Here is a 13,240-nt window from a genome sequence, read left to right on the forward strand (position 1 = left end):
TACACTCGATGGCCAGTTTACGCGCCAGTCTCACATATATCCCATGGCCCACGACCTCCACCTAAAAGATCCAATGACCGAGCAGCGGCTGTTTCGCAACCGCATGTTGGTGGCGATCGCTGTAGTGGTGCTGATGTTGGGGGTACTGGTGGCGCGTTTTTATCATCTGCAGGTGGTCAACTACGACAGCTACCGCACCCAGTCGGACAAAAACCGCATCCAGGTGCGCCCAGTTGCGCCGACCCGCGGACTTATCTATGACCGCAACGGTGAGCTGCTGGCGGACAACCGTCCCAGCTACACGCTGGCGATCGTGCGCGAACGGGTGCGGGATCTGGACGCCACCCTGGAACTGATCGGCCGCTTGGTACGCCTTGATGACAGTGACGTGGAAAAATTCCGCCAGCGCATGCAGCGGCGTCGGCCCTTCGAGCCAGTGCCACTGCGCTTCCGTCTCAGCGAGGATGAGATAGCGCGTATCAGTGTCAATGAATTCCGCCTTCCCGGAGTGTCGGTGGAGGCGGAATTGGTGCGCTATTATCCGCGCACCGACCTTTTCGCCCACAGCGTTGGCTACGTGGGCCGTATCAGCGACCGGGAGCTGGCCAACTTCTCAGAGGAGGATGTGCGCCGCTATCGGGGCACGCAAAGTATCGGTAAGGTGGGCCTCGAACGTTCCTACGAGGATCTGCTGCTGGGCGAAGTGGGTTACGAAAATGTGGAGACCAATGCCCGCGGTCGTGTATTGCGGGTGTTGGAGCGCCAGGATCCCAAGCCCGGCGCCGCCCTGACGCTGCACTTGGACTCGCGCCTGCAAAAGGTGGCCTCCGACGCCCTGGGGGACAGACGTGGCGCCGTGGTGGCCATAGATGTCAAGACCGGCGGTGTGCTGGCCTTTGTCAGCAAGCCCTCCTTCGACCCCAACCTGTTTGTAACCGGCATTAGTTTCAACGACTACCGGGCGCTTTCCGATTCCCTGGACGTACCCTTGTTCAACCGCGCCTTACAGGGCCAGTATCCGCCGGGTTCCACCTTGAAACCCATGATGGGATTGGGGGGCTTGGCGGCGGGCATAATCAATGCCGAGACCCGCATCAAGGACCCGGGCTTTTACCGTTTGCCTAACGATCCGCGCATCTACCGGGACTGGAAACGCTGGGGCCACGGTGACAAGGTGGATCTGGTTCAGGCGCTGGCGGAAAGCTGTGACGTCTACTTTTGGGATATGGCCTACCGCTGGAATATCGATGGCATGCATGACATTGCCGCCCGTTTCGGCCTGGGTGAGAAGACGGGGATCGACTTGCCGGTGGAGCGCGCCGGTCTCTTTCCATCGCGTGAATGGAAACGCGGCGCCCGCGGTCTGCCCTGGTTCCCCGGCGACAGTCTCAACGCGGTACTGGGGCAGGGGTTTGTGTTGGCTACTCCACTGCAACTGGCGGTGATGACCGCTACCATCGCCAGTCGCGGCACCCACTATCGGCCGCAGATGGTGAAGGCGGTGGATGGTGTTGTACTGCCGCCGGAAGTCTTGCACCACGTGGAGGCGCGCCCGGAGCATTGGGATCTGGTCTTCAAAGGTATGGAGGCGGTGGTATACAGCGTCAGAGGTACCGGTAAGAAAGCCGGTGCCGGGCTGGATTTCCGCGTCGCCGGCAAGTCGGGCACTGCCCAGGTGGTCGGTATCGCCCAGGGTGAGCGCTACGATTCCGAGGCCCTGAAGGAGCGCCACCGGGACCACGCCCTCTTTATTGCCTTTGCGCCTGTGGAGGACCCCCAGATCGCTGTGTCGGTACTGGTGGAAAACGGCGAGGGTGGGGGCAAGGTCGCCGCGCCTGTGGCGCGGGAAGTCTTTTTCGACTGGTTGTCGCGGCCCGGAGAAAAATCCGCGGGGCTGCCGCCGGTAACCGTTGACAGCGAAGGAGGGCGCCTGCGTGGCTAGGCGTGATTACATGCACCGCCTGCCGGATTCCCAGGGTGGACTCAGCCGCCCGGTGAGTCTGTCGCGCCGCTGGCATATCGACGTCCCGTTGCTGGTCTTGTTGATGGTGTTGGCCTCGGTGGGGCTGGGCGTGCTCTACAGTGCGGCGGCCGGTGAAGTGCATTATGTGAAACGCCAGGCAGTGTTCATGGCTCTGGCTTTTGTCGGCATGTTTGTGATTGCGCAGATACCGCTGGATGTCTATCGGCGCTGGTCTCCCTGGGCCTATCTGGGAGGGTGCGGTCTTCTGGTGGCGGTGCTTTTTTTCGGCGCTGGCGCCAAGGGTGCGCAACGCTGGCTGGAGCTGGGCGGGTTTCGCTTCCAGCCTTCGGAGATTATGAAACTGGCGGTGCCCATGTCAGTGGCGGCCTTCCTGCACAAGCGCAGTTTGCCGCCGACATTCGCAACCGTAGTTGGCGCCTTGGCCATCGTCGCGGTGCCGGCGGCGTTGATCGTGCGCCAGCCGGATCTGGGGACCTCTATCCTTATCGCGGCCTCGGGCCTGTTTGCGCTCTATCTCGCGGGGCTCAGCTGGCGGATGATCGGCGGCGCCGCGGTGGCGATGCTGGTTGCCGCCTGGCCCATCTGGCAGTGGGGACTGCGGGACTATCAGCGCCAGCGGATCCTCACGCTGTTCAATCCGGACGCGGATCGCCTCGGCGCAGGCTGGAACATATTCCAGTCTAAAGCGGCTATTGGCTCCGGTGGCCTTTTGGGCAAGGGCTATATGCAGGGCACTCAATCGCAGTTGGATTTTTTGCCCGAAAGCCACACGGATTTTATTATCGCCGTGCTCTCGGAAGAGTGGGGTATGCGCGGGGCGCTTTTGCTGCTCCTGCTCTATGTATTGATCATTGCGCGCGGTATCTATATTAGTTTTATGGCGCAGCAGGTATTCGGTCGGCTGTTGGCGGGGAGTATTACGCTTACATTCTTTGTCTATGTATTTGTAAACATCGGCATGGTTACCGGGCTGCTGCCGGTGGTGGGAGTGCCACTACCGATGGTGAGCTACGGGGGGACCTCGCTGATCACCCTGATGGCGGGATTCGGGATTTTGATGGCCATAGGCACAGAAAGGCGCAGGGTCACTTTCTAGCCGGCGAAAAAGGTGGATGTAAGAGAAGTACCATGAAAATAGGAGCGGTTGTTTTGAAGTGGACCACAGGATTATTGGCGGGTATGGGGCTGGTACTCGCCGCCTGCGCTCAGGAGTCCGGCCACGGTGACAATGTGCAGGCCATGGCGTTCGTCGATTATATGGTGGAAACACACGAATTCGACCGCGCGGAGCTTACTGCGCTCATGCGCGAGGCCAAACTGAAAAAATCGATTCTCAAGGCCATTAAGCGTCCTGCGGAGAAGGCCAAGCCCTGGCATGAATACCGCAAAATTTTTCTGACGCCGCAGAGTATTGCCGGCGGTGTCGATTTCTGGGGCAAGAACGCCAGGGTGTTGGCGGAAGCAGAAAAAAAATACGGGGTACCTGCGGAAATTATCGTTGCCATCATTGGTATCGAGACCCGCTACGGTGGCAATATGGGCGGTTACCGGGTGCTGGATGCCCTTGCTACCCTGGCGTTCAACTATCCGCGCCGTTCGCCGTTTTTTACCAAGGAGTTGGAAAACTTCCTGTTGCTGACCCGCGAGCAGGGAATGGCGCCCACAGAGCTGAAAGGTTCCTATGCCGGCGCTATGGGCTTCGGGCAGTTTATGCCATCGAGCTACCGCGCCTACGCGGTGGATTTCAATAGCGACGGCCGTATCGATATCTGGACCGATACCGAGGATGCCATCGGCAGTGTCGCCAACTATTTCCGCGAACACGGTTGGAAATCCGGCGAGCCGGTGGCGGTACTGGCCAATCCGCGCCCCAATGCCGATATGACCATCGTCAATGAAAGCCTGGACCCCAAATGGACCGTTGGCCAGTTGGCGGAAAAAGGCTTTCCCACTACGGCTCAGGTCTCTCCAGATATGCCGGCCAGTGTGTTTGCATTGGATACCGAGCGGGGCAAGCAGTATTGGATCGGTCTCAACAACTTTTCCGTAATCACCCGTTACAACCGCAGCCGCCTCTATGCCATGGCGGCCTACGATCTGTCCCAGGAAATCGTCAAGGCGCGGGGAGGCAGGTCCTAATATCCCGGATGGCAGTGCCGGAAAAGCAAATGCACAACGCTCTGTTTTGATGCTGTACAGGGCGGTGCCAAGAAAAATGGCATCAGGAACCAAATACCAGACTGGCAATCGAAGCAATTTAATTTATCAGCACTAGCGCAGAATAATGGCTTGGGGGCGGCAGCTTCGTGCCGCGACCGGGGGGAATTATGTATCGATATCAAGTGCGCCTGGGGGCGGCATTGGCAATCCTCGTGCTGGCGGCCTGCAGCAACCAGCCCCGCCAACCTGACACAGATCCTGTGGCGGATAGCGGCCCGCCGGTGCCGGTGGATATGCTGGCGGCGCCCGAACCGACGCCGGTGCGTGAACCTATCGGCGAAGCTGGCAACAAGTCCCCATACACGGTCAACGGAGTCACCTACAGGGTACGCAGCGAGGTCAAAGGCTACAGGGAACGCGGACACGCCTCTTGGTACGGTACCAAATTTCACGGCCGCCGCACCGCCAATGGTGAGGTCTACAATATGTACGCAATGTCTGCCGCGCACAAGACGTTGCCGTTGCCCAGCTACGCCAAGGTTACCAATCTGGAAAACGGCCGCAGTGTGATTGTGCGGGTCAACGACCGGGGCCCCTTTGTGCCCGGGCGCATCATCGACCTGAGCTACACCGCCGCGCAAAAACTCGGTTTTATCGAAAAGGGCGTGGCGCGGGTGGAAGTGGAGGCGCTGGACCCGGATTCGCTGCCGCCGGCGGGTGACACCCTGGCAGTGGAACGCGATGTGGCGGCGCGCGCGGCCCTCGCCCAGGACGCCAGCTTTAAATTGCCGCCCAATACCTATTTGCAGGTGGGGGCTTACGGAAGTGCGCAAAAGGCCGACGATGTGCGCGCTCAGTTGGCCGCCTTGATTGACTATCCTGTATCGGTCACTCCCGTGGATCGGGGCGGGAGGAAGCTTTATCGGGTGCGCATAGGGCCCATCGCGCAGCAGCGCGCTCTGGTGGCCGCACGCGAGACAGTGGAACAAAACCGGCTGGGGCAGCCGCAAGTTGTTTATGACTAAAAGAACCTTGGGAATTACAGAGGAATAATGAAACGCTTATCCATGATGAACCGCCTTTTTGCCTGCACTTTCCTGCTGTTCTGTGTCGGTCTGGCCCATGCCCAGTCGTTGATCCCGGCACCGCCGCAGCTGGCCGCAGAGGCTTACCTGTTGCTCGACGCTCATACGGGCCAGGTCCTGGTGGAACACAATGCCGACAAACAGGTGCCGCCGGCGAGCCTTACCAAGATGATGACCGCCTATATCGTCTCCGACGAGATTGAGAAGGGCACCATCAAGGAAGAGGATATGGTGCGCATTTCCGAGAAGGCTTGGCGCAAGGGCGGTTCGAAAATGTTCGTCAAGGTGGGTGACCGTGTGCCGGTCATAGACCTGCTGCGGGGTGTTATCGTCCAGTCCGGCAACGATGCCAGTATCGCCCTGGCGGAGCATGTCTCTGGCAGCGAGGAAGTCTTTGCGGAAGTCATGAATCAGCAGGCAGAGTTGCTGGGCATGAAAGATACGCATTTCGTCAACGCCACCGGCTGGCCGGCGGAAGGTCACCTGACCACCGCCCGCGACCTGGGCATACTGGCCCGGGCACTGGTTGCGGATCACCCGGCGCACTACAAAATATACTCGGAGAAATACTTCAGCTACGCCGGTATCAACCAGCCCAACCGCAACCGCCTGCTGTGGCGCGATCCGGCAGTGGACGGCATTAAGACAGGGCACACCGAAGAAGCCGGCTACTGCCTTGTTGCCTCGGCGGTGAAACGGGGGATGCGCCTGATCGCGGTGGTTTTGGGGACAGATAGTGACGAGAAGCGCGCCTCGGAGACACAAAAACTGCTCGCGTACGGTTTCCGCTACTTCCAGACCCACAAGGTCTACAGCAAGGATGAGGTGCTGCAGACCGAACGCGTCTGGGGCGGTAAGGAATCGCAGGTAGGCATTTCGGTCGAGGAGGATGTGTTTGTCACCATTCCCCGCGGTGGCGAGGAAGACATCAAAGCCGACCTGATTATCGATGGTGAGCTGGAAGCGCCGCTGACCAAGGGACAGCCGCTGGGTAAGGTGGTCGTGACCCTGGATGGCGAGACTGTCGCCGATGTCAAAGCTGTGGCTGCCGAGGAAGTGGAGCAGGCCGGTTTCTTCAAACGTCTCTGGGACGCCATCAAGCGCTTTGTGATGGGCCTCTTTGGTTGATTTTCTGCACTCCCCCTCTCCCGCTTGCGGGAGAGGGGCTCGCGCCATACCGCCAACGCGTGTGGCCGTTATCCCTCCGGCTCCCTGTCCACTGCGGGCACACCACTGTATAATCGCTGCCCGGCCGCGTTCCCGGTTTCACTCAGTCTGCCGCGCGGCCCCGGAGAGCGGTATGAATCGAGAACCACAGCCCCCGAAAATCGAATTTCCCTGCGAAGACTACATGATCAAGGTGGTCCGCGACGCGGACGACCAAGTGCACGAGTTCGTTCTCGAAGTGATGCGCCGGCACGCGCCCGGTTTTGACGAGGAACGGGTTACCCTGCGCGAGAGCAAAAGCGGTAATTTCACTTCCATGACTTTCTATATCCTCGCCACCGGTAAACCGCAGTTGCAAGCACTGTTTGAGGAACTCAAAGCGCATCCGTCCATACATATGGTGCTTTGATGACAATTGTTCGCAATCTGGGCTGCCGCCCCTACGAGTCCGTCTGGCGGGCCATGTCCCACTATACCGATATCCGCAACCAAGAGAGCGCGGACGAGATCTGGTGCGTGGAGCACGAACCGGTGTTTACCCAGGGGCAGGCTGGCAAGGCAGAGCACCTCCTGAATACCGGTGATATTCCGGTGGTGCAGGTGGACCGGGGCGGACAGGTAACCTACCACGGTCCCGGACAGCTGGTGGTCTATCCACTGCTGGACCTGCGCCGCGCGAAAATCGGCGTGCGCGAGCTGGTTACCGCACTGGAAACCGCCACCGTCGCGATGCTGAAAGGTTTCGGTATCGCCGCCGCGCCCCGCGCCGACGCCCCTGGTGTTTACCTGAGCGAAGGGCCGCGCACCGGCAACAAAATCGCCTCTATCGGTTTGCGTGTGCGACGTGGCTGCAGCTTCCACGGTATCGCCATCAATATCGATATGGACCTGGCGCCTTTCCTGCGCATTAACCCCTGTGGCTACGCCGGCATGCAGATGGTGCAGATGGCGGAGCTGGTGCAGCCGGTGCCGGAATGGCAACAGGTAGCGGAGATTTTTATCGGCGAGCTGTTGTCCATCCTGTCGCTGCCGCCGGCGGACTGGCAGCCGTTGGACGAGGATACCTTTGCACACTTGAGCGCCTCAGTGCAGGCAACAGAAAATCAGGAAACGACCAATGGCTGATAATTCCAAACCGGCCCAGCCCGATCTGATACCGGTAAAACGCACCCGCCGCCTGCAGGCCGGCGAGAAACTGCGCGATGGCGACAAGGTGGAGCGCATCCCCGTCAAAGTCATCGCCAGTGATCAGATGCTGCGCAAGCCGGACTGGATTCGCGTCAGAGTTCCCGCCTCCAAGGAGGTGGACCGCATAAAGAGTATTCTGCGCTCGCAGAAATTGGCCACTGTCTGTGAAGAAGCCAGCTGCCCCAACCTGGGTGAATGTTTCAGTGGTGGCACCGCCACTTTTATGATCATGGGGGAAATCTGTACCCGCCGCTGCCCCTTCTGCGACGTGGGCCACGGCAAGCCGTTGCCGCTGGATCCGGAAGAGCCCAAGCACCTGGCGGAAGCCATCGCCGCCATGGGACTGCGCTATGTGGTGATCACCTCCGTGGACCGCGATGATCTGCGCGATGGCGGCGCCCAGCACTTCGCCGATTGTATTCGCATTGCTCGCGAACACTCGCCCAACCTGCAGGTGGAAATTCTCACACCGGATTTCCGCGGCCGCATGGAAGTCGCGCTGGATATCCTGGAAAAAGAAGCGCCGGATGTCTTCAACCACAACCTGGAAACCGTGCCGCGCTTGTACCGCGAGTCCCGTCCCGGTGCCAACTACAAGTGGTCCTTGAAGCTGCTGCAGGAGTACAAGAAACGCCGCCCGGATGTGCTGACCAAGTCCGGCCTGATGGTGGGGCTGGGTGAGGAAAAGGAAGAAATCTTCCAGGTAATGGAAGACATGCGTGCACACGATATCGACATGCTCACTATCGGTCAGTACCTGCAGCCGAGCAAGGAGCACTTGCCAGTCAAGCGCTACGTGCATCCCGACGAGTTCGAAGAATACCGCCGCTACGCCGAACAGATCGGTTTCAAGCACGCCGCCTGCGGCCCGCTGGTGCGCTCTTCCTACCACGCCGACAAGCAGGCGCATGGGGAAAAGGTTGGTTAAAGCGGCAGCTGTTGGGGTCGCTCTCAGGGGGGAAAGGCTCTGCGCGCGCAAGCGGAACGCAAGTCTCTCCCCTTGAGCCAGCTCCAGCTAAAGCGCCCGAAAGTATCAGCGGCTTCCAGGATGTAGTCCCCATCCTGAATATGCAGTACTTGTCGGGCGCTTAGACAATGAAACGCTCGTTTCGCAAACGCGCAAGTACTTCCCTGTAGCTTCCGTCTCTGAATCTGGCGGTTGCAAAAAATGTTCCCCCCTCCATCTGAGCTTCTCTTCTAAGTGCGAAGTATCTTTACCGTCAGGAAGCGAATTTATCAGAGCCTTCCCGGGATTTTGGTAATTTATCGGAAGGGTCGCAGCTTTTATACTCGGGTTTTCCAGCCCGCTTGATCTTTGATCCGGTGATACACACGTTTTATCAAACGCAAAAAGGAAAAAAATAACAGATGAAAAAAGCACAACTTCTGGCGTTGGCAGGTGTCCTGGTGGCCTGCTCTGGAGAATCCCCTGATGTTTCTGATGCTGAGCACTCAAATATGAAGTCTTCGGTAATTGAAGCCGATATCGTGTATCCGCAAACCCGCAAAGTGGAAGTCGTGGATACCTATTTCGGTACGCCGGTCCCGGATCCGTATCGCTGGTTGGAGGATGACCGCAGTGAGGAAACCCAGGCCTGGGTCGAGGCGCAGAATGCAGTTACTTTTGGATATCTCGAGCGGATTCCCTACCGAGACAAACTCAAGGCGCGCCTTGAACAGGTCTGGAATTACGAGAAGGTCGGTTCTCCGTTCAAGGAGGGGGACTACACCTATTTCTATCGCAACGACGGTTTGCAGAACCAGTATGTGGTGTGGCGCCGGAAGGGCGATGGCGAGCCGGAGATATTCCTCGATCCAAACCAGTTCAGTGAAGATGGTACAACCTCACTGGCGGGACTGAGCTTCTCCAAGGATGGCAGCATTGCCGCCTACTCTATTTCCGAAGGTGGTAGTGACTGGCGCAAGATTATCGTGATGGATGCTGAAACCAAGGAAATACTTGAAGCGCCCCTGGTCGATGTCAAATTCTCGGGTATTTCCTGGAAGGGTAACGAGGGCTTCTTCTATTCCAGCTACGACAAGCCCGAGGGCAGCGAGCTCTCTGCGAAAACGGATCAGCACAAACTCTACTTCCACAAGCTGGGCCAGCCGCAATCCGAGGATCAACTGGTATTCGGCGGCGAGCCAGGTCAAAAACGCCGCTATGTCTCCGGCTATGTGACTGAGGATGACCGCTTCCTGGTGATCTCCGGTTCCAACTCTACCTCCGGCAATGATTTGTATATCCGCGACCTGAGCCAGCCGGACGCGCCGCTGGTTACGGTGCTGGATCACTTCGACTCCGACACCTATGTACTGGACAATGTCGGCAGCAAACTGTACCTGGTCACCAACCTGGACGCGCCCAACAAGAAGATTGTCACCGTGGATGCCGCCGACCCAGTACCGGCTAACTGGGAAGATCTGATTCCGGAAACAGAGCATGTGCTCAGTGCCTCCACCGGTGGCGGTTATATTTTTGCCCGCTATATGGTCGACGCGCTGTCCAGGATGTATCAGTACGATTTTAACGGCGAGCGTATCCGCGAAATTGAACTGCCTGGGCCGGGCACTGCCAGCTCTCTCAGCGGCAAAAAAGAGGATGAGGTGCTCTACTACACCTTCACCAACTACAAGACGCCGGGAACCATCTTCTCTTTCGATGTTGTCGAAGGAAAATCGGAGATTTACCGCGAGTCCGGGGCGGATTTCGACAGCAGCGCCTATGAGTCCAAGCAGGTGTTTTATACCTCCAAGGACGGCACACGTGTCCCGATGACAATCACCTATAAAAAAGGCCTGGAGCTGAATGGTAAAAACCCCACCATCCTGTATGGCTACGGCGGTTTTAATATCAGCCTGACGCCGAGTTTTAGTATTGCCAACGCCGTGTGGCTGGAGTTGGGTGGCGTCTACGCGGTACCAAACCTGCGCGGTGGCGGTGAATACGGCAAGCGTTGGCACGATGCCGGTACCAAGCTGCAGAAACAGAATGTGTTTGACGATTTTATCGCTGCGGCAGAATACCTAATTGAAAACAAATACACCTCGCGTGATTACCTGGCCATACGCGGCGGCTCCAACGGCGGCCTGCTGGTGGGAGCGGTGATGACCCAGCGCCCGGATCTTGTAAAGGTGGCGCTGCCCGCGGTGGGTGTGATGGACATGCTGCGCTATCACACCTTCACTGCCGGTGCCGGTTGGGCCTATGACTACGGCACCGCGGAAGAGAGCGAGGAAATGTTCAAATACCTGATGGGCTATTCACCGGTGCACAATGTGCGCGCCGGTGTGGAATATCCGGCCACTCTGGTGACCACAGCGGATCACGACGACCGGGTGGTGCCGGCGCATTCCTTCAAATTTGCCGCGGAATTGCAATCCAAGCAGGCGGGGGCGGCGCCGACCCTGATCCGCATCGAGACCAAAGCCGGGCACGGTGCTGGTACGCCGGTATCAAAGACCATTGAACAGTATGCGGATATCTTCAGCTTTACTCTGTTCAATATGGGAATATCAGAGCTGCCCAACTGAAAGCTCCGTGCGGGGGTCTTCCCCTTTGCCGGGTTGCAGAGCGGGGCGCTCAGAAATCCACTGCAGCGCCCGCGTGAATAAATCAGTGGTTCAGCACTTGCTCGGCGAAACTTTAGTGTGATCGTGCAGTTTTGGTGGCGTCTCATTGCCGCCGTGTTTCTGCAGCCACTGGCAGGCGCTGATGATGTCTTCGGCGAGGAGGTGCATGGTGTCTCTGTTTAGGTGCGGCCGCACCACTATCCGTAAGCTGTTGACGGACTCTGCATCCGGCGGCATGGCGTAGGCGGAGAGCACCCAGCCGCGTTCGCGCACTTTGGCGGAGACATCGTATTCGTTGAAGTTGAGTCCCTGTTTCAGGGTTAATGCCACCACTGGAATGCGCTGGGTTTTATTCATAATCTCGAAATAGCCACTTGCCAACAGTTTTTCCCGCAGCCAGTTGGCGTTTTCCAAAGTGCGTTGCATGATGTCTCTGTAGCCGGAAAAACCCAGGCGCAGAAAAGCGTAGTATTGGTAGGCCACAGGCGCGGCGTTGCGGCTGAAGTTCAGTGTGGATGTGGGCATCTCTCCGCCCAGGTAATTGACGTAGAAGATCAGATCTTCGTGGAATACCTTGTCATTGCGGAATATTACCCAGCCCAGTCCCGGAGGTACCAATCCGTACTTGTGTCCGGAGGCGTTGATGGACTGCACTCGCGGTAGACGAAAGTCCCATTTGTAATCCGGGTACAGGAACGGGTTGATAAAACCGCCAGAAGCTGCGTCGATATGCAGGGGGATGGAGTGCCCCGTCTTTTTCTCGTAGTCGTCCAGCCACTGGTGGATGCCTTCGAAGTCATCGTCTTCTCCAGTGAAGGTCTGCCCAGCGATGGCGACTACGGCGATGGTGTTTTCGTCCACAAACTCTTCTAATCGCTCAGCGGTCAGCCGGTAGTCGCCCACCTTGAGCGGCACTATGCGCGGTTCCACATCGAAGTAGCGCATAAATTTCTTCCACACGATTTGCACGTTACCGCCAGTGACCAGGTTCGGTTTGCTCGTATCCTTGCCGACTTTTTCCCGCGCTTTGCGCCAGTTCCACTTATGCGCTAAGCCGGCGAGCATACAGGCTTCGGATGATCCGATGGTGGCGGTGCCGTAAGGGGTTGCATCCGCGGGGCCATTCCACAGCTTGTGCAGCCAGCGCACCATGCGCTGCTCGATGGCGAAGATCCGCGGGTACATGTCGTGGTCAACGTAATTCTTCAAATAGTTATGATGAACGACTTCCTGGGATTCCGGTTCGGTGAAGGTGGTGACAAAGGAAGAGAGGTTCATCGCCGGCTGTGCATCTGTCCAGGACTCTGCATTGACCATTTCCAGTGCTGTTCGGGGCTCTACACCGTTTTCGGGAATATGATCTGCGGGGATATCGTGGTTGTATCGGTCAAAGGGGGTTTCAATCCTGGTTTTGGCGCTCATCTGTTGGATTCTCCTCGGAATCGTCGTTTAAGCCGGCGTAAGAGGGGGATTATTGGCAACCCGTTTTTCAATAAGGCTAGTTCTTCAGTGAAGGGAACGCCGGGGCGGATTGGCTGGGTTACACGCAACAAAATTGCGATTGCGGAGCCGAAAGAAGGAGAAGAGTGTGTCGCCACCCCGACAACTTGTCGGGGTGTGGGGGCGCGCTGGCAGGTAGGCTGTTGAAAAATATTTCAACGCTTTGCTAGTGGGTGTAGGTTAGGCAATTGATCCCGTCGCCGTTGTCACCCACCTGGATGCTGTCCGCGGCACACTCGAAGTCGTCGTTGTGTTTGCAGTCGGTCATTTTGCAGGCGCCGACACCGGCAGTGCGCTGGCTTTGCGTGTGCTTGTGGTTGCCGAAGTAGGTGTCGCAGTCTGGTTCCGTGCCGGTGCCAATAGTAATCGCCTTGGCGTGGCAGGAGGAATTGGCGTTGAAGGCGCATTGGGAGACGACGCACTGGGTAACTTCGGGCATATCTGTGGCGATGATCATGGTGGCGTTCTCTCGGCAGGTGGGGATGTTTTTACGTTGGAGCCTAGCTCAGCTTTGGGCCTTGTCAATGTGGAGCCGACGAATAGCGAATAGCGCGGGAGGGCGTCTGTCGGGTATAAAGGGAAC

At 58.1% G+C, this 13,240-nt stretch carries 11 protein-coding genes; 9 read left to right on the forward strand and 2 right to left on the reverse strand.

The genetic code is table 11. The annotated features are described in order from the left end of the window. Positions 1-43: 43 nt before the first annotated feature. From mrdA to BM155_RS00310, 9 genes are all read left to right on the forward strand, one after another. Entirely contained in the window at positions 44-1,942 is a 1,899-nt protein-coding gene (gene mrdA, locus BM155_RS00270; RefSeq protein WP_067151948.1) for a penicillin-binding protein 2, read from the forward strand. Beyond that, a complete protein-coding gene (gene rodA, locus BM155_RS00275) occupies positions 1,935-3,080 on the forward strand; it encodes a rod shape-determining protein RodA (RefSeq protein WP_231902454.1) in 1,146 nt (381 codons plus the stop codon). Before mrdA ends, rodA begins: the two co-directional genes overlap by 8 nt. 53 nt (positions 3,081-3,133) lie before the next feature. Beyond that, a complete protein-coding gene (mltB, locus tag BM155_RS00280; protein ID WP_254773064.1) occupies positions 3,134-4,123 on the forward strand; it encodes a lytic murein transglycosylase B in 990 nt (329 codons plus the stop codon). A gap of 188 nt (positions 4,124-4,311) precedes the next feature. Then, complete coding sequence (locus tag BM155_RS00285; RefSeq protein ID WP_067151957.1) at positions 4,312-5,169, forward strand: septal ring lytic transglycosylase RlpA family protein; 858 nt, start codon at positions 4,312-4,314, stop codon at positions 5,167-5,169. 42 nt (positions 5,170-5,211) lie between these two features. Continuing rightward, positions 5,212-6,357, forward strand: coding sequence for a D-alanyl-D-alanine carboxypeptidase family protein (locus BM155_RS00290; protein ID WP_067151960.1), 1,146 nt, complete (start codon positions 5,212-5,214; stop codon positions 6,355-6,357). Positions 6,358-6,529: 172 nt separating this feature from the next. Continuing rightward, positions 6,530-6,805 (forward strand): HP0495 family protein, encoded by a 276-nt coding sequence (locus BM155_RS00295; protein WP_074900428.1) that lies wholly within the window; start codon positions 6,530-6,532, stop codon positions 6,803-6,805. Continuing rightward, a complete protein-coding gene (gene lipB / locus BM155_RS00300; protein WP_074900902.1) occupies positions 6,805-7,521 on the forward strand; it encodes a lipoyl(octanoyl) transferase LipB in 717 nt (238 codons plus the stop codon). The genes BM155_RS00295 and lipB overlap by 1 nt, the downstream gene beginning before the upstream one ends. Next, positions 7,514-8,512: a lipoyl synthase gene (gene lipA / locus BM155_RS00305; RefSeq protein ID WP_067151967.1), complete on the forward strand. Its 999-nt coding sequence runs from the start codon at positions 7,514-7,516 to the stop codon at positions 8,510-8,512. The genes lipB and lipA overlap by 8 nt, the downstream gene beginning before the upstream one ends. Before the next feature lie 440 nt (positions 8,513-8,952). Further along, positions 8,953-11,118 carry a prolyl oligopeptidase family serine peptidase gene (locus BM155_RS00310; protein ID WP_067151970.1) on the forward strand — a complete coding sequence of 722 codons (2,166 nt, stop codon included), beginning with the start codon at positions 8,953-8,955 and terminating at the stop codon, positions 11,116-11,118. Between the two features lie 90 nt (positions 11,119-11,208). Here the strand turns inward: BM155_RS00310 and gad are convergent, their stop codons facing one another. After that, positions 11,209-12,579, reverse strand: a complete 1,371-nt coding sequence (gad, locus tag BM155_RS00315; protein WP_067151973.1) for a glutamate decarboxylase — start codon at positions 12,577-12,579, stop codon at positions 11,209-11,211. A gap of 244 nt (positions 12,580-12,823) precedes the next feature. Further along, positions 12,824-13,114, reverse strand: a complete 291-nt coding sequence (locus BM155_RS00320) for a DUF1540 domain-containing protein (protein ID WP_175487723.1) — start codon at positions 13,112-13,114, stop codon at positions 12,824-12,826. Positions 13,115-13,240: the final 126 nt, after the last annotated feature.

The sequence above is a fragment of the Microbulbifer thermotolerans genome (genome assembly GCF_900112305.1).
Classification (GTDB): Bacteria; Pseudomonadota; Gammaproteobacteria; order Pseudomonadales; family Cellvibrionaceae; genus Microbulbifer; species Microbulbifer thermotolerans.